The sequence below is a fragment of the Microvirgula curvata genome (assembly GCF_054781615.1).
The window spans coordinates 16,055-31,263 of the sequence record NZ_BAAGUB010000005.1 but is presented as its reverse complement, the minus strand read 5'-3'; the positions used below and the strand labels follow the sequence as shown (position 1 = coordinate 31,263).

17 protein-coding genes are annotated in these 15,209 nt (G+C 64.4%); 6 read left to right on the top strand and 11 right to left on the bottom strand.

Going from position 1 to position 15,209, the window contains the following annotated elements:
• The 3 genes from ACYVG8_RS04220 to ACYVG8_RS04210 all read right to left on the bottom strand — a co-directional run bounded on the left by ACYVG8_RS04220 (position 1) and on the right by ACYVG8_RS04210 (position 1,453).
• On the bottom strand, positions 1 to 588 hold the full coding sequence (locus ACYVG8_RS04220; protein ID WP_107890023.1) for a cytochrome b/b6 domain-containing protein: 588 nt from the start codon (positions 586 to 588) through the stop codon (positions 1 to 3).
• A 72-nt stretch (positions 589 to 660) separates the two neighbouring features.
• The gene (locus ACYVG8_RS04215; protein ID WP_036385783.1) at positions 661 to 1,131 is read right to left on the bottom strand and encodes a universal stress protein; all 471 of its coding nucleotides are present in this window, start codon (positions 1,129 to 1,131) and stop codon (positions 661 to 663) included.
• 154 nt (positions 1,132 to 1,285) lie between these two features.
• Positions 1,286 to 1,453 (bottom strand): hypothetical protein, encoded by a 168-nt coding sequence (locus ACYVG8_RS04210; RefSeq protein WP_156952507.1) that lies wholly within the window; start codon positions 1,451 to 1,453, stop codon positions 1,286 to 1,288.
• Between the two features lie 330 nt (positions 1,454 to 1,783).
• Between ACYVG8_RS04210 and ACYVG8_RS04205 the strand changes: the two genes are divergently transcribed.
• Entirely contained in the window at positions 1,784 to 3,397 is a 1,614-nt protein-coding gene (locus ACYVG8_RS04205) for a methyl-accepting chemotaxis protein (RefSeq protein WP_146745114.1), read from the top strand.
• A gap of 1 nt (position 3,398) precedes the next feature.
• Here the strand turns inward: ACYVG8_RS04205 and ACYVG8_RS04200 are convergent, their stop codons facing one another.
• Positions 3,399 to 4,478, bottom strand: coding sequence for a diguanylate cyclase (locus tag ACYVG8_RS04200; RefSeq protein ID WP_199905493.1), 1,080 nt, complete (start codon positions 4,476 to 4,478; stop codon positions 3,399 to 3,401).
• A 235-nt stretch (positions 4,479 to 4,713) separates the two neighbouring features.
• Between ACYVG8_RS04200 and ACYVG8_RS04195 the strand changes: the two genes are divergently transcribed.
• Positions 4,714 to 5,085, top strand: coding sequence for a DUF1883 domain-containing protein (locus ACYVG8_RS04195; protein WP_107890020.1), 372 nt, complete (start codon positions 4,714 to 4,716; stop codon positions 5,083 to 5,085).
• Here the strand turns inward: ACYVG8_RS04195 and ACYVG8_RS04190 are convergent.
• From ACYVG8_RS04190 to ACYVG8_RS04180, 3 genes are all read right to left on the bottom strand, one after another.
• On the bottom strand, positions 5,036 to 5,257 hold the full coding sequence (locus ACYVG8_RS04190; protein ID WP_028499054.1) for a YdcH family protein: 222 nt from the start codon (positions 5,255 to 5,257) through the stop codon (positions 5,036 to 5,038). The genes ACYVG8_RS04195 and ACYVG8_RS04190 overlap by 50 nt on opposite strands.
• A 132-nt stretch (positions 5,258 to 5,389) precedes the next feature.
• On the bottom strand, positions 5,390 to 6,961 hold the full coding sequence (locus tag ACYVG8_RS04185) for an inorganic phosphate transporter (RefSeq protein ID WP_460745052.1): 1,572 nt from the start codon (positions 6,959 to 6,961) through the stop codon (positions 5,390 to 5,392).
• A 226-nt stretch (positions 6,962 to 7,187) separates the two neighbouring features.
• A complete protein-coding gene (locus ACYVG8_RS04180; protein ID WP_028499056.1) occupies positions 7,188 to 7,997 on the bottom strand; it encodes a response regulator in 810 nt (269 codons plus the stop codon).
• Between the two features lie 209 nt (positions 7,998 to 8,206).
• Between ACYVG8_RS04180 and ACYVG8_RS04175 the strand changes: the two genes are divergently transcribed.
• Positions 8,207 to 8,818: a DUF5610 domain-containing protein gene (locus tag ACYVG8_RS04175; RefSeq protein WP_028499057.1), complete on the top strand. Its 612-nt coding sequence runs from the start codon at positions 8,207 to 8,209 to the stop codon at positions 8,816 to 8,818.
• A gap of 135 nt (positions 8,819 to 8,953) precedes the next feature.
• The gene (rarD, locus tag ACYVG8_RS04170; RefSeq protein ID WP_028499058.1) at positions 8,954 to 9,862 is read left to right on the top strand and encodes an EamA family transporter RarD; all 909 of its coding nucleotides are present in this window, start codon (positions 8,954 to 8,956) and stop codon (positions 9,860 to 9,862) included.
• 7 nt (positions 9,863 to 9,869) lie between these two features.
• On the opposite strand, the gene ACYVG8_RS04165 is transcribed toward rarD, so the two are convergent.
• Positions 9,870 to 10,319, bottom strand: a complete 450-nt coding sequence (locus tag ACYVG8_RS04165; RefSeq protein ID WP_028499059.1) for a universal stress protein — start codon at positions 10,317 to 10,319, stop codon at positions 9,870 to 9,872.
• Positions 10,320 to 10,441: 122 nt separating this feature from the next.
• On the opposite strand from ACYVG8_RS04165, the gene ACYVG8_RS04160 reads away from it, so the two are divergent.
• A complete protein-coding gene (locus ACYVG8_RS04160) occupies positions 10,442 to 10,681 on the top strand; it encodes a DUF2164 domain-containing protein (protein ID WP_028499060.1) in 240 nt (79 codons plus the stop codon).
• 7 nt (positions 10,682 to 10,688) lie between these two features.
• Here ACYVG8_RS04160 and ACYVG8_RS04155 read toward each other — a convergent pair whose 3' ends face one another.
• Entirely contained in the window at positions 10,689 to 12,788 is a 2,100-nt protein-coding gene (locus tag ACYVG8_RS04155) for a TonB-dependent siderophore receptor (protein WP_028499061.1), read from the bottom strand.
• Between the two features lie 170 nt (positions 12,789 to 12,958).
• On the opposite strand from ACYVG8_RS04155, the gene ACYVG8_RS04150 reads away from it, so the two are divergent.
• The gene (locus ACYVG8_RS04150) at positions 12,959 to 13,444 is read left to right on the top strand and encodes a YajQ family cyclic di-GMP-binding protein (protein ID WP_028499062.1); all 486 of its coding nucleotides are present in this window, start codon (positions 12,959 to 12,961) and stop codon (positions 13,442 to 13,444) included.
• 16 nt (positions 13,445 to 13,460) lie between these two features.
• Here ACYVG8_RS04150 and ACYVG8_RS04145 read toward each other — a convergent pair whose 3' ends face one another.
• Positions 13,461 to 14,249, bottom strand: coding sequence for a heme ABC transporter ATP-binding protein (locus tag ACYVG8_RS04145; RefSeq protein WP_107890381.1), 789 nt, complete (start codon positions 14,247 to 14,249; stop codon positions 13,461 to 13,463).
• Complete coding sequence (locus ACYVG8_RS04140) at positions 14,246 to 15,205, bottom strand: FecCD family ABC transporter permease (RefSeq protein ID WP_460745051.1); 960 nt, start codon at positions 15,203 to 15,205, stop codon at positions 14,246 to 14,248. Before ACYVG8_RS04140 ends, ACYVG8_RS04145 begins: the two co-directional genes overlap by 4 nt.
• Positions 15,206 to 15,209: the final 4 nt, after the last annotated feature.

Sequence of the window (15,209 nt, the reverse complement as noted above, 5' to 3'; positions counted from 1 at the left end):
TCACGATTCGGCCGACGGGGTGGACGGGGAGGCTGCCGGACGTGAGGCCGTGCGCCGGCGACCGGGGCCGAACAGCGTCGTCAGCGCCAGCGGCCGGCGCCAGCCGAACAGCAGGACGACATGCAGACCGGCCAGTGCGAGCGTGGCATTGGCGAGAAACTCGTGCAGTTCCTCAAGGCTGCCGGAAGCAATCAGACCGGCGTCCCGCTCATCGCCGTCCGCGTCATCGCCATCACTGGCGTGGGCGGCCGGAACGGCCTGCGCCGCCGCAAGGCCGATGGCCCGGGCGTTGTCGATCATCAGCACGCCGCTGACCGAAGTCCCGATGATGCCGAGCACCAGGGCCAGCACCAGGACCCGGCTGGCGGTGGTGGCATTGCGGGCGCGCAGGGTGGCGCGGCGCGGGATCAGCGGCGAGAAGCCGGCGGCGCCGGAAAGGCTGACAAGCAGACGGACGACCAGCAGCGCGATCAGCGCATAGCCGGTCCAGACGTGCAGCAGTTCTCCGTCGTCGCCGGTCAGGTAGGCGACCAGGAAGACAATGACCAGAGACCAGTGCAGCAGACGGAAGCGGGTGAAGGGAAGCATGGCGGCAAACTCCTGATTGAGATGCCGCCACCATACGAAACCGAAAATTAAACCGGTGTTAGAAGCCCGCGCCTAGCGTTCGGTGTGCTGGTCGATACTCGTGTCGCGCACCATCAGGACCGGAACCGGGCTGGTACAGGCGATCTTGTCGGCATCGCTGCCGAGCACGGCGCGCGAGACGCCACGACGACCGTGGCTGCCGATGACGATCATGTCGGCCGGCCAGGCACGCGCCTCTTCGACAATGGTCGCCGCCACCGTGTGATGGACGTGGTTGTACAGGTAGGCTTCGACCTTGAGCCCGCGCGCGGTGACTTTCTGCTTGGCGTCGTCGAGCAACTGCTTGCCTTCCTCGATCAGCTGGGCGACGAAGTCGTTGATGGTCTCGGTCATGCCGTCCAGTCCCACTACCGTCACGTGCGGATCGACGATATGCACGATGCGGATGGTGGCATCGAGACGGGCGGCGAGATCCATGGCGGCGTCAAGGCCGCGCTCGGCAGTGGAACTGCCGTCGATGGGAACGAGGATGCGGGTGTACATGAGGCTCTCCTGGCTGTGTCACCAATCCGTGGTGCCGACAAAGGCTGTTCGCCCGATCGCGGAACATGCTGACAAGCGAACGCTCACTTCCAGCATAGAGGGCGATCCGGCGCGACGGATTGATGCGGATCAGCTCAGGGCGTGTCCGATCCTGCTAGTCGTTTGCCCGCTTCAGATCGCGGCGATATTCGAGCTCGGCGCGGGCATGCGCCTCATTGATCTGCTTCTGCGTCTTGATGTGCGTGGCAGGAGAGACCCGCCGGGTATTGATGTCGCACTGACGGCGAGACCATTCGGTGGGGGAGATCCATTGACTTTTCATGCGCACTCCTCTCAGGAGAACCATTGAGCCGCCGGCGCCGACGGGCCGGCTTCCGTGCGGCACGCTTCAGTGTACGCATATCCACTGGTGCGTGTGGCGGGAAATGTCCCTGCCGCACAGGATGCCGCCCGAACGGGGCTGACATATGGTTACCTGGATGAATATTTTGTGACACAGGCATGGAATGGACAACACAATATGGTAAATTACCTTGACGTAATTGCGTGATGCCGCCGATCCGGCCGCAAGCCGCCATGGCGTGTTGTGACCGGAGCGGGGGCGCCATTGCCTGCGAACCGGTGTGTTTTCTTTTTTTCCGAGATTGCCACCTTGAAGATATCCACCCGTTTGTACACGCTGTCCGGCCTGGGCATGCTTGGCCTGATCGTCATGGCGCTGGCCGCGTTTTTCCTGTTTTTCACCATTCAGTCCGAAGTCGACAACAATGACCGTGTCATTCTTCCGTCGGCCGAGGCCATCAACCGGATCGGCGAGGACTTTGCCGGCAGTCGCCGCGACGTGCTGCTGCACATCCTGGCCGAGCCGGGCGGCAAGCAGAAATACAAAACCGAATTCGAACAGGCCAAACAGAAAATCCTGGCCGGGGTACAGCACTACCGCAGCGAGCTGGCCTCGGATGACCAGGATCGCGCCAATATCGACGCGGTCAGTGATGCCCTGACCCAGTACTATGCGCAGGTGCCGGAAGTGCTGGCCCTGTCCGAACAGGGCAATTTCGAACTGGCGCGCCGCTACTCGATCGAGAAAGTGACGCCGCTGTCGGTTCGCACTGCCGCCACCCTGCAGCATGCCAGTGACTACAACAAGCAACTGCTCGGCAGCTCGATTTCCCGCCTGCACGACACCATCGCCGCCGGCAAGGGGGCGCTGCTGGCCGTGGCACTGGCTGTCGGCGGGCTGCTGCTGGCCGGCGGACTGTGGACGACACGCCAGATCAACCGGCCGATATCGGCGCTGCGCGACGGCCTGACGGCGCTGTCGACCGACCTGGACTTCACCCGCCGCTTCCAGCGCACGCAGCGCGATGAAATCGGTGATGCCTATCATTCGCTGAACGGACTGCTGGATACCCTGCAGACCAGCTTCCGCCAGTTGCACGCGCTCGGGCTGAACGTCAGTACCGCCGCGCAGTCGGTGTCGACCGCCTCGCAGCAGATGACCCAGGCGTCGCAACAGGTCAGCGAGTCGTCATCGAGCATGTCGGCGGCGGTCGAGCAGGTCACGGTCAGCATCGCGCAGGTCGCCGACCGGGCGGTCAGCGCCAATGACAGCAGCCGCAAGGCAGGCGACGAAGCGAACGCCGGCGGCAATGAAATCGGCGACACCATTGCCACCTTTGCCGAAACCGCGACCACCATCCAGCAGGCGGCAAGCAAGATCGAGCAGTTGAAAGACCATACGGTCAGCATCGGCGAAGTGATCAACGTGATCCAGGACATTGCCGACCAGACCAACCTGCTGGCACTGAATGCGGCCATCGAAGCGGCGCGCGCCGGCGAACAGGGCCGCGGCTTTGCCGTGGTGGCGGACGAGGTGCGCAAGCTGGCCGAGCGGACCTCGCTGTCGACCCAGGAAATCACCCGCACCGTGCAGACCATCCAGCACGAGGCCGGCGACACGGTCGATACCATGCAGTCGGTGGTGTCCCAGGTCAGCCAGGGCATGGACAAGGCCGGGCAGGCTACCGATGCGATCAAGCGCATCATCGGCAGCACCGAAAACACCGTGCTGCAGGTCGGGGAAATCACCAGCTCGATGCGCGAGCAGTCGCAGGCCAGCAACAATATTGCCCAGCAGATCGAACGCATCGCACAGATGACCGAAGAGAGTCATGCCGGGGCCTCGTCCACCGCAGAGTCGGCGTATCAGCTGCAGGAGCAGGCGAGGGAAATGCAGAAGACGCTGGAAGCGTTCCGCGTCTGAACTACCGGCCGAGCGTCAGCCGGTTGCGGCCGGCATTCTTCGACTGGTACATCGCATGGTCGGCCCGCCGGACCCAGTCGTAATCGTCGTCCAGGTGCGCCGCATAGGGCACCAGGCCGGCGCTGACCGTGCAGCCCCAGAGCGTATTGTCGACCGTCTGCAGTGCGCGGACGCGCTCGACAATGCGCCGGGTCAGTGCCAGTGCGCCGGCCTCGTCGACCCGGTTGATGATGATGACGAACTCCTCGCCGCCATAGCGGGCGATGATGTCTTCCTGGCGCAGATGGTTTTCCAGCAGGCGGGAGAAGTTCCGCAGCACGGTGTCGCCGACCTGGTGACCATGCGTGTCATTGATGTGCTTGAAGAAGTCGAGATCCAGCAGCAACAGGCTCGCGCCATGCCCGCCCCGCCGGCAATCGTCGAGCACCTGCTTGAGCAGCGACTCGAAATGGCGGCGGTTGTACAGGCCGGTCAGTCCGTCACGCTGGCTGATGGCCTCGAATTCGCGTGACTGCCGCGCGAGTTTTTTCGCAATGTCGTAAGTGCTCTTGCCCAGTACCAGTGTGTACAGGAACAGCAGCGGCAGGCAGGACAGCGCTTCCGCTATGCTGGTCTGCGGCGCCAGCCTGACGCCTAGCAGGGCGGCACCGGCCAGCATGCCGGCCAGCGCACTGACCAGCCCGTACAGGAACAGGCGGACACCACCCGAGGCGATATTGTTCATGCACATCATGGCGATGATGACCGTGGACGGCATGATGTTGCCGCGCATGGCCACCACCCAGAATCCGGCCAGGCCGATGTCGATCAGCAGGTTCCGGTATTCGGCCGCAAACGGGGAGCGGGAGCGCAACGCCCACTGGCAGGCGAGGTGTGGCCACGCATACCCGTTGAGCAGCAGCAGGACCCACAGTGCCGGTGACGCATCCAGCCCGGCCATGGTCGTGGCCACGCAGAGAAAGCCGACACCAAGGCCGAGAGTGCGCAGGCGATGGATCCGCCTGACAAAGCGGATGCCTTTTCCCGGTGAAAAACCGGCTTCTCTCGGGGGGCTGCCGGGGTGTCCTGTTGACGCTGGCATGAATGGTTCGTGGTGCCTGTTCTTTGACGCAGGCAGGAACATAGCATGTCCGGACACGCCATTTCGCGCATCTTTTGATTTGTCATATGCCGAAAACATTCCGGCATGGCTGCCGTCCTGTCCGGGGCGTGATGTTGCATTCAGAAATTGGAGTGATAACTATAGGAATATTCTGACTTTATGAAGAATTTGCTGAGCCGATAGTCTGGCAATTCTCCAGACGGAATGCCATGACATGTACTATCACCACCAGCGCACGTTTCTGAACCGCGGCGACCTCATCAGGGTCGCCTGCTCGCAGGCGCGCAAAATCTGGCTGCTGGATGACGTCGATTACGCGGATCTGGAAGCCGGCCTGGTACGGAGGATGAACGGCGGGCGCCATCCGCTGCGCGTGGTCCAGTTCACCGTGGCCGCCAGAGGCTACTGGAACCTGCTGATCGAGGCGGGGGAGCCCCGCTTTCCGGTCAGCTATTCGCTGGAACTGTTCGGGCGCGATGGCCGGCGGCAGGCAATGAAAAACCCGCCTGGCGGCGGGTTCTCGGCCCATTTCGACCCTAGCGGGCGGCATCTGCCTTTTGCAGGATGTCGTACAGCTGGTCCTTGAGCCTGAGTTTTTCCTTCTTCAGCGATTCCAGGGCCTCACGGCTACCCGGTTCGATCTTCGCCTCGATATTCTTGATCTGCTGGTCCATTTCGTTGTGCTTGTCGAACAGCTTTTCAAAATGACCATTTTCGCTTTTGAGCCGGGAAATCAGTTCTCTGTACTCTGGAAACATGGGTTCTCCTTTATTTGCCGACGGGGACTTTTATCTGTTTGTCCCAGTCTGGTCAGTCGCATGGACAAGCGTCAATGCAATCTACCGGGCCCGTTGATGCAGGTCAATCGACTTCCCGGCCGTCGGCACGCCTCACTTCATCAGCGTCGCCATCTGGGTGAACAGCCAGTACAGGCTGCCCGACAGCACGATGGCGGCCGGCATGGTCAGCACCCAGGCCAGCATCAGGTTGCGGATGGTGCACATCTGCAGACCGGACTTGTTGGCGGCCATGGTGCCGGCGATGCCGGACGACAGCACATGGGTGGTCGACACCGGCAGGCCGTACATGTCGGCCGCGCCGATGGTCATCATGGCGACCAGCTCGGCCGACGCGCCTTGCGCATAGGTCAGGTGCGACTTTCCGATCTTCTCGCCGACGGTGACCACGATCCGCTTCCAGCCGACCATGGTGCCAAGCCCCAGCGCGATGGCGACCGCCACCTTCACCCACGACGGAATGAAGCGGATGCTGTTGTCGATCTGTTTCTTGATGGCGGCCAGCCGCTCGCTGGTCACCGCGTCGAAATGCACGGTCTTGTCCTTCTGCAGCAGACGGATCGCTTCCGAGGTCAGGTACATGTCGTTGCGCAGTGCCGAACTGGCCTCGGTCGGCACCGATGCCAGCGAGCCGTAGGCCTTGACCTGCTGGCCGATGCTGCCGATCACGGCGGCCAGGGCCGGGCCCAGCTCGGCGTGCGACTGCTTGGACTCGACGAAATCGGCCAGCACCTTGCGGGCATCGGGCGTCGCCGGCGGGGTGACCGACAGCGACTGCTGGGTGTTGCGGGCCAGCACCACGAACTGCTCGACCTGGCCTGCCGGAATGCTGCGGTTCAGCGCATAGGCCATCGGCAGCGTGCCGACCAGAATCAGCATGATCAGGCCCATGCCCTTCTGGCCGTCATTGGAACCGTGCGCGAACGACACGCCGGTACAGGTCAGGATCAGCAGGCTGCGAATCCACAGCGGCGGCGGTGTCTTGCCCTTCGGTTCTTCATACAGCGCCTTGTTCCTGACCCACTTGCGCAGCACCAGCAACAGCAGCGCGGCACAGCCGAAGCCGACCAGCGGCGACAGCAGCAGCGAGTAGCCGACCTTGGTGGCCTGGGCCCAGTCGATGCCGTTGGCGCCATCGCGGCCGTGCATCAGCGCATTGGCGATGCCGACGCCGATGATCGAACCGATCAGCGTGTGCGACGACGAGGCCGGCAGGCCGAACCACCAGGTGCCGAGATTCCACAGGATGGCGGCAATCAGCAGCGCGAACACCATGGCGAAGCCCGAACTGGAGCCGACCTGCAGGATCAGTTCGACCGGCAGCAGGGAAATGATGCCGTAGGCCACCGCCCCGCTGGACAGCAGCACGCCGAGGAAATTGAAGAAACCTGACCAGACCACCGCGACATTCGGCGAGAGCGAATGGGTATAGATCACCGTGGCGACGGCATTGGCCGTGTCATGGAAGCCGTTGACGAATTCGAAACCCAGTGCGATCAGCAGCGCCAGGCCGAGCGCCAGATAGGGTAACCATGAAGTGACTTTCACCCCGGTCTCGTTCATGTCGGCCACCACGTTGTAACCGGTGAACAGCAGACCGCCGACCAGCAGGCCGATAAAGACGAAAGTGGAAAGCAGACCAGGTTTCTGGTCATGCACGGGCATCGAAGACAGCGAAGGGGCGGGCGCGGCAGGCGCGGCGGAGGAGGGCATCGGAGGCGTGTTAGGGGAGTAACCCGTTATAATCCTCCACTAATATTGCACTTTTGTTGCAGTGAGTTTACAGCGCAAAATTCATTCTGCTTGACAGATCGCAAACCGGTGTCTGAAAAGGGAATTTTCCGGCGGGTGCCGTTCCCCGCAGCCGAGCCGGCTGCGGGGAAATCGCGCGTCAGACGCTGGCGCGCAGGATCTTGTTCAGCATGCCGCGGATGGTGCGGGTCTCGAACGGCTTGTCGCAGATGGCCGAAACACCGGCATCCATGACGGCGGCCAGCCGGCCATTGTCGTGTTCGCTGGATACCATCATCACCGGCACCGAGCTCTGCATGCTGTGCTGGCGGATGAAGTCCACCAGTTGCAGCCCGTCGACTTCGGGCATGTTGTAGTCGGTGATGACCAGGTCGAACAGCGTCTGTTCCAGCAGCGGGATGGCTGCACTGCCGTCGGTGGCTTCCACGATGCGCTGGAAACCGAGCCGTTCGAGCACGGTGCGGATATGGCGGCGCGCGGTCAGGCTGTCATCGACGACCAGCACGGCCAGGTCGGCCAGGTCGATATCGTTGTCACCGCTGTCATCATCCTCGGCATTGATGAAGTCGATGGTGTTGTCGAGCGCCTTGCGCAACTGGGCTACATCGAACGGCTTGGGCAGGATCGCCATGCAGCCGGCCTGGCGGATCGGATCGAGGTAGCGCGCCTTGGTTTCGCTGGAGACCAGGATGAACGGCAGGTGAGTGGCGTCGGTTTCACTCTCGCGCAGCTGGTACACCAGCTCGGTGCCGGTGGCATCGGGCAGGTAGAGCGCGCTGATCAGTACATCCGGCGCCGGTGCCTCGGCCACGCGCTTCAGCGCACTGGCCGCGTCGCCGACCGTTTCGACTTGCGTGATGCCCAGCTCGGCCAGCAGTTGGACAATGATGTGGCTTTGCAGATTGGATGGTTCTACCAGGCACACACGCAAATGTTGCAGCTCCAGCATGGATTCCTCCTGACGGGGTGATAAATGGCGTGACACTAGCCGTTATGACGTTGGCACGCCAGCCGTCAACGCAAACAAAGCGCACTTTATATCGGTGTGGCCACGGGAAAAAGAAGCGCGTCCGGATGACGACAGTTGTGGCCGCGGATTCAAGTTTACCGGAAGCTGACCGATCTGATCTGTACAGGGACTTCTTTTGGAGAGCAGGCATGAGCACCCCCAGCATCAATTCGGCAACGACCCCTTCCTGGTCGGCGAACACCCCGGGGGCGAGCACGGCTGCAACGCCCGAAGGCACGACCGCCAGCGCACCGGTCACCGCCGCCGGCGCGGCCCATGCCGTGCGCCAGCAAACCAACATGCAGATCCTGCAGTCGTCGGTCGACCTGTCGGTCAAATCCGGCGACCGCTCGCAGGAACTGGTGTTCCGCACCGCCATCGAAGCGCTGAACGAGGTGCTGGCGCCAACAGCCGGGCCGAATGCCATCCAGAACGCGATGAGCCAGGACAATTCGGCCGAAGCCACCGCCAGCCGCATCCTGAAACTGTCGACCGGTTTCTTCGGCGCCTATGCCGCGCAGCATCCAGGCGAAGATCCGGACCAGGTCGCCAGCCAGTTCGTCGACCTGATCCGCGGTGGCTTCGAGCGCGGCTTCAAGGAAGCCAGCAAGATCCTCGACGGGCTGGGCGTGCTGGGGGGCGATATCGCCAGCGGCATCAACAAGACCTATGAGCTGGTCCACAAGGGACTGGACGATTTCCTCGCCGCGAACACCCGTGCCGGCAAGGACACGGCGGCGGCGCCGACCAGCGCAAACTGACCCGACATGGCAGTAACCTTGATGACCCGCGCTTGCGCGGGTCTTTTTCGTCGCACATCCGTCAAACAGATTGTCCCTTGTCAATGTCATGCGCGGTGATACCATCGTCGGCCTTGCAAATCGGGAAACTGCATCATGCTGTCAGGCCAGGGCGTACTGTTATCAGTCACGGCATCGCTGATCTTCGCCGTCCTCGGCTGGTATTCCACGCTGCTGGTGCCGCTGCACGGGCTGGAAATTGTTGCCTGGCGCATTGTCTGGACCGTGCCGGGCATGCTGGTGGTGCTCGGCCTGCTGCGCCATCAGCGCAAGTTTGCCACCACGCTGGGCCGGCTCCGGCACGAGCCGCTGCTGTGGCTGGTGCTGCCGGTCAACGGCTTCCTGCTTGGCGTGCAGCAGTGGCTGTTCATGTGGGCACCGCTGGAAGGGCGGCTGCTGGAAGTCACTCTCGGCTATTTCCTGCTGCCGCTGGTGATGGTGATGGTCGGTTTTCTGTTTTACCGCGAGCGGCCTGGGCGGCTGCAGTGGGTGGCGGTGACGCTGGCCTGCCTCGGCGTGCTGCACGAGCTGGTCGTGACCCAGGCGTTTTCCTGGGTGACGCTGGTCACTGCGCTGGGCTATCCGCCGTACCTGATGCTGCGCCGCGCGGTGCATCTTGATCCGGTCAGCGGTTTTCTGCTGGAAACGCTGGTCATCCTGCCGTTCGCTGCGCTGGCGATCTACCTGACGCCAGCCGCGACCGGAGCGCTGTCGGCCCGTCCCGTCCTGTGGCTGCTGCTGCCGTTCCTCGGCGTGATGACGGCGGCGGCGTTTGCCGCCTACCTTGGCGCCAGCAAACTGCTGCCGATCAGCATGCTCGGCATTCTCGGCTACGTGGAACCGGTCCTGCTGTTCGTGATTTCGCTGCTGTTCCTTGGCGAACCGTTTACCGCCGCCGGACTCGGCACTTACGGGCCGATCTGGCTGGCGGTTCTGCTGACCTGCGGCCACAGTGCGATCGTGCTGCGCCGCCAGCAACGGACGGCGCGGCAAGCGGCGGCCTGAGGCCGGCTCAGGCGCTGCGCACCATCAGCACCGGGACCGGGCTGTTGCGCAGTACCATCTCGGCATCGCTGCCCATCAGCAAGCGGGTCAGACCGCGGCGGCCATGGGTGCCCATGACGATCATGTCGGCCGGCCAGCGTCGCGCCTGCTCGACAATCAGGTCGGCGACGGTCGGTGCCGTACATTCGAACAGCTCGGTTTCGACCTTGATGCCGGCTGCCGTGGCCAGCGCCAGCGCCTGCTCGAGAATGGTCTTGCCGGCCTCGCGCAGCGCGGCGGTGTGACTGGCGGCATTGCCGCCACCAAGGTCGTTCATCGCGATATAGGCGACCATCGGGTCGATAATGTGCACGAGCTTCAGCGTGGCATTCAGGCTCTGGGCGAGGTTGATGGCTTCGCGCAGGCCATGACTGGCTTCCGGACTGCCATCGACGGGCACGAGAATGTGTTGGTACATGGTCGGGCTTTCTGCTGGGTGGCAAAGGGGGGCGCACGGACCGGAGCGGTTCGCGCGGATAACGAACGATTGTACGCCGGCCACCCCGGGCCGGGTACGCATGAACAGGAAAGAAAAGAACGATGGCATCCCCGTCCCTGCTGAACCAGCAACAGATCCAGGCCCTGGCCGTGGACGTCCAGCGCTACCTGCGCGATTCCCTGGAAGTGGAACTCGGCCAGTTCGACGTTCAGTTCCTGCTTGATTTCATCATCGACAAGGCCGGGCGCGAAATCTACAACCAGGCACTGAATGATGCGCAGACGGCGCTGGCCGGCCGGCTGGAATCGCTGCAGGCGGCGATCTGGGACCTGGAGAAATAAGCCCGGGCTAGAGATCCACGGTCATCGTCAGCCGGGCGCTGCGCGGTGCACCGACCGACAGATAGGTCTTGCTGCTGCCGGCGCCGCCTGCCCAGTAGCGCTTGTCGCCGGCATTGTCGACGTTCAGCTGCCAGGCGGTGCGCTGGCCGAACAGTCGCCGCTGGTAGCGCGCGCCCAGCCCGAACAGCGTGTAGCCGCCGACCCAGGCCTGGTTGGCGTGATTGACCGGGCGCCTGCCGGTGTAATAGGCCCCGCCATTGACCGACAGACCGGGCAGGGCAGAAACCGTGTAGCGGGCGAACAGGCTGGCGGTCCAGGCCGGGGTGTTCGCCGGCACATTGCCGTCCGGGTGTCCGGTGTGCCGCAACCGGGCCTGCAGCCACTGCGCCGATGCCTGCAGCGACCAGTCGCGCGCCAGCGCGCCCTGCAGCGAGGCTTCCAGCCCGCGATAGTGCTCGCGCCCCTCTTGAACGAATACCCGGCGCGTGTCCAGATAGGCGGCAGGCCGCTCGATGGCGAACAGCGCACTGGAAAACTGCAGCGCCTTTTCGCCGCCGGCCCGCCAGCCGAGTTCGGTCTGCTTGCTGATGCCGGGGGGCATCAGCTGGTAGCGGTTGACCGCCTCGGGGGGCGTACGTGCGCCCTGTTCGAGACCGCTGGCGTGTGATGCGTACAGCGTCATGTCCGGGGTCGGCCTGAACAGGGCGGCAAACAGCGGCGTGCTCAGGCTGGCAGTGTAGCGACTGTCGGCGCGGTGGCTGCGGTAGTCGGTATGGCGCAGGCCAGCAACCAGTTGCCAGCGTGGCGACAGGGTCAGCCGGTCCATTGCATACAGTCCGCGATCGCTGGTGTGGATGGCCGGGTTGCGCCGGATTCCCCGGGCCGGGAGCCATGGCAGTTCACTCGGGTGGTACAGGTTCTGGCGGGTCTGGAAGCTGTCCGCGTCGAAAGCGGCCTGGGTCAGGCGGCTTTGCGCGTAACCGGCGATCAGCTCGTGCCTGAGCGGGCCGGTCTGCAACTGGCCGACCAGTTGCGTGCGCAGCAGGCGGCTGTGCCACTCTCCGCGCTGGCGCTGGCCGCTCAGTCTGCCGTCGCCACTGTGGATGTCGTAGCCGTCAAGCTGGGTGGCGGCGCGCCGGCGCGAGGCTTCGGTGCCGCCGGTTTCCAGGGTCAGCATCCAGTTGTCGCTGAGGCTGTAGTCGGCGCGCAGCAACAGGTTGTCCGCCTGGCCGTCGAATACGGCCCAGCGCGGTGCCAGGCGCTGCTTCGGGTCGGGCAGGGCCGGCAGGGCGATGCGGCCGTTGCGGGCTTTCGGCACGATCAGACTGGTCTGTTCGGTGATCTTCTTGCGGTAGTGTTCGATGTCGGCCTTCAGGTTCAGGCGCTCGCTGGCCTTCCAGTCCAGTGCCAGGCTGGCCAGCTCGCGCCGCCCGTCGACGCCGTTGATGGCGGAACGCAGCGTGCCGCCGACCGCATTGATGCGCACCCCGTACTGCTGCCGTTCGCCGAAGCGGCGGCCCAGATCGGCCGACAGCAGTGTGCCGCCGTTGTCGTCCAGCGTCAGCCCGGCACGGCTGACCGGCGTGAAGCCGGCGCGCTTGCTCACCAGGTTGACGATGCCGGCCGGGGTGGTGAAGCCGTAGTACAGCGCCGACACGCCCTTCAGGACCTCGACCCGCTCCTTGTTTTCCAGCGGGGTGCCGACCAGGTTGATCAGCGGCAGCGAACCATTCAGCCGATAGTTGCTGCGGTTTTCCAGCGTGATGCCGCGAATGGCAAGGTGATCGAAGGTATCGCCGGCCAGCTGCTGGCGGGTGACACCGGCGGTATTGCGCAGCGCGTCATGAATGCCGGTGGCGGCCTGCGCGTCGAGGACCTCGCGCGTGACCACGTTGACGGTGGCCGGTACCTCCAGGATGGAGGCGCCGCGGAAGGTACCGACTTCGACCGTGTCGGCGAGAAAGCCGCGCTGGCGTTCGTCGCTGACGGTGACGTGTTCCAGCGTAGCGGCCGGGTCGTCGGCCATGGCGGTGGCCGGGAAGGCCAGGCTCAGCGCCAGCAGCAGCGGTGACAGCGGGACCGGGTGGGGCCGGGCAAGTACGTTCATGCTTTCCCTGCAGATCTCATTTCGGAATGAGAATCATTCCATTTTTTCTGCGGGAAATCGTTAGGAATACGGAGAAAATGGATTAGGAAAAAGATGAAACCGGACTTCCAGTGTGCCATGACAGCTCGGGTACAATTGCCGGTTTACATTGCCCCGAAAGGAATCATGTCATGCCGTCGTTCGATATCGTGTCGGAAGTGAACCTGGTCGAGGTCAAGAATGCGCTGGACCAGACCAACAAGGAAGTCGGCACCCGCTACGATTTCAAGGGCTCGGACGCCCGGGTGGAACTGGCCGACAAGGTGCTGACCGTGTATGCGGACAGCGATTTCCAGCTCGACCAGGTCAAGGACATTCTGATCACCAAGCTGGCCAAGCGCGACGTCGATGTCCGCTGTCTTGATTACGGCAAGCTGGACAAGGTCAGTGGCAACAAGGTCAAGCAGACCGTGACCGTCAAGGTCGGGGTGGAGACCGAGCTGGCCAAGCGGCTGGTCAAGCTGATCAAGGATGCCAAGCTGAAGGTGCAGGCGTCGATCCAGGGCGATACCGTGCGTGTGTCCGGCGCCAAGCGCGATCTGCTGCAGGAAACCATTGCCCTGGTGCGCAAGGAAGTGACCGACGTGCCGCTGCAGTTCAACAACTTCCGCGACTGAGTCCGGGCAGCGGTAATCAGCGGTCGGGGTCGGCCGGCACGAACACCGGAATGTCGGGCCGGGTCGGATGTGCCAGCACGTGCACCGGCTGGTCGAACACATCGGCAATCCGTGCCGCCGTCAGCGCCAGGGCCGGTGTGTCGTCTGCGACCAGCCGGCCGCGGGCGAACAGGGCGATGCGGTCGGCGTGGCGCGCAGCCAGGTTCAGATCGTGCAGCACGGCGATCACCCCGATGCCATCCTGGTGAGCCAGCGTGCGGCAGGCCCGCAGCAGTGTTTCCTGATGGGCGAGGTCGAGCGCTGCCGCCGGTTCGTCCAGCAGCAGATAGCGTTCTCCCTTGCCGGCCAGCACCTGAACGAAGACCCGGGCCAGTTGCACCCGTGCCTGTTCGCCGCCGGACAGGGCGTCATAGTCGCGGTCGATCAGCGACAGGCTGTCGCTGAGTGCCAGTGCGCGCTGCAGGGCAGGCAGGGCAGGGTTCCAGTCCTGATCATGCGGAAACAGGCCGACGGCAATCACGTCGCGCGCACGCAGTCCCGGCGCAGACTCCAGCCGCTGCGGCAGCAGTGCGCGCTGGCGCGCCAGCTGCCGGGGAGATTGCCGACGCAGCGGCTGGCCGCCGAGCGTGACCTGCCCGCTGCCGGGGAGGGTTTCGCCAGCCAGCAGTGCCAGCAGCGTCGACTTGCCGGCGCCATTCGCACCGAGCACGGCAATCAGCTCGCCGGGGGCGACGGTCAGTGACACCTGTGCCAGCCGTTGCTGTGCGCCGTGTGCGAGGCCAAGCTGCTCGGCCGCCAGGCTCATGCCGACCGCCGGCCGCGCAGCAGCCACAGGAAGAATGGCGCACCGGCCAGACTGGTGATGGCGCCGACCGGCAATTCGTTCGGCGGCATCACCTGGCGCGCGACCAGATCGGCCAGGGCCAGGGCGAATGCGCCGCCCAACGCCGTCAGCGGGATCAGTGTGCGGTAGTGACCGCCGGACAGGCGGCGGAGAATGTGCGGAACGATCAGCCCGACAAAGCTGATGGTGCCGACTGCCGCCACGGTGATGCCGACGGCGGCGGCGGTCAGAATGGTCAGCTTGCGGCGTTCGCGGGCGGCGTCGAAACCGGTGTGGAAAGCGACCCGCTCGCCCAGCAGCAGGGTGTTCAGCAGCGGCCAGCAGCGCCAGATCCAGAGTGTGATCAGGGCGGCAATGGCCAGCAGGCTCAGCGCCATCGGCCAGTCGGCCAGCGTAAAGCTGCCGAGCAGCCAGAAGGTAATGCCGCGCAGCGTGCGATCGTCGGCAAAGGTGATGATCAGTGTCAGCGCGGCGCCGGCAAAGCTGTTGACGGCGACGCCGGCCAGCAGCAGGTCGGCGGTGCCGGCGCGCAGCCCGGCAATACGCTGGGCAACGGTCGAGGCCAGCAGGGCACCGGCAAAGCTGACCAGCGCCACGATCCAGCCGCCGGCACCGAGCGACAGCGCAAAGGCCGCGCCGAGCGCGGCTCCGGACGACACGCCGATCAGTCCCGGCTCGGCCAGCGGATTGCGGAACTGGGCCTGCATGGCAGCGCCGGCAACCGCCAGCACGCAGCCGGCGGCCATGGCCGTCAGCAGGCGCGGGGCACGCAACCGGGTAATGAGTTCGATGGCGAAGGGGTCACCGGCCAGCACGTCGCGCCAGCCGCTGCCGACCCCGAGCAGCAGCGTCACGATGGCGACGCCACCGGTCAGGAGCAGCAGCAGGGCGGCAAGACGGGCCGGGCGGAGCAGCATGGAC

Excerpts from the sequence above, each read along its gene's own strand:
- ACYVG8_RS04220 (WP_107890023.1), bottom strand. The coding sequence starts at position 588 with ATGCTTCCCTTCACCCGCTTCCGTCTGCTGCACTGGTCTCTGGTCATT.
- ACYVG8_RS04215 (WP_036385783.1), bottom strand. The coding sequence starts at position 1,131 with ATGTACACCCGCATCCTCGTTCCCATCGACGGCAGTTCCACTGCCGAG.
- ACYVG8_RS04210 (WP_156952507.1), bottom strand. The coding sequence starts at position 1,453 with ATGAAAAGTCAATGGATCTCCCCCACCGAATGGTCTCGCCGTCAGTGC.
- ACYVG8_RS04200 (WP_199905493.1), bottom strand. The coding sequence starts at position 4,478 with ATGCCAGCGTCAACAGGACACCCCGGCAGCCCCCCGAGAGAAGCCGGT.
- ACYVG8_RS04195 (WP_107890020.1), top strand. The coding sequence starts at position 4,714 with ATGTACTATCACCACCAGCGCACGTTTCTGAACCGCGGCGACCTCATC.
- ACYVG8_RS04190 (WP_028499054.1), bottom strand. The coding sequence starts at position 5,257 with ATGTTTCCAGAGTACAGAGAACTGATTTCCCGGCTCAAAAGCGAAAAT.
- ACYVG8_RS04185 (WP_460745052.1), bottom strand. The coding sequence starts at position 6,961 with ATGCCCGTGCATGACCAGAAACCTGGTCTGCTTTCCACTTTCGTCTTT.
- ACYVG8_RS04180 (WP_028499056.1), bottom strand. The coding sequence starts at position 7,997 with ATGCTGGAGCTGCAACATTTGCGTGTGTGCCTGGTAGAACCATCCAAT.
- ACYVG8_RS04175 (WP_028499057.1), top strand. The coding sequence starts at position 8,207 with ATGAGCACCCCCAGCATCAATTCGGCAACGACCCCTTCCTGGTCGGCG.
- rarD (WP_028499058.1), top strand. The coding sequence starts at position 8,954 with ATGCTGTCAGGCCAGGGCGTACTGTTATCAGTCACGGCATCGCTGATC.
- ACYVG8_RS04165 (WP_028499059.1), bottom strand. The coding sequence starts at position 10,319 with ATGTACCAACACATTCTCGTGCCCGTCGATGGCAGTCCGGAAGCCAGT.
- ACYVG8_RS04160 (WP_028499060.1), top strand. The coding sequence starts at position 10,442 with ATGGCATCCCCGTCCCTGCTGAACCAGCAACAGATCCAGGCCCTGGCC.
- ACYVG8_RS04155 (WP_028499061.1), bottom strand. The coding sequence starts at position 12,788 with ATGAACGTACTTGCCCGGCCCCACCCGGTCCCGCTGTCACCGCTGCTG.
- ACYVG8_RS04150 (WP_028499062.1), top strand. The coding sequence starts at position 12,959 with ATGCCGTCGTTCGATATCGTGTCGGAAGTGAACCTGGTCGAGGTCAAG.
- ACYVG8_RS04145 (WP_107890381.1), bottom strand. The coding sequence starts at position 14,249 with ATGAGCCTGGCGGCCGAGCAGCTTGGCCTCGCACACGGCGCACAGCAA.
- ACYVG8_RS04140 (WP_460745051.1), bottom strand. The coding sequence starts at position 15,205 with ATGCTGCTCCGCCCGGCCCGTCTTGCCGCCCTGCTGCTGCTCCTGACC.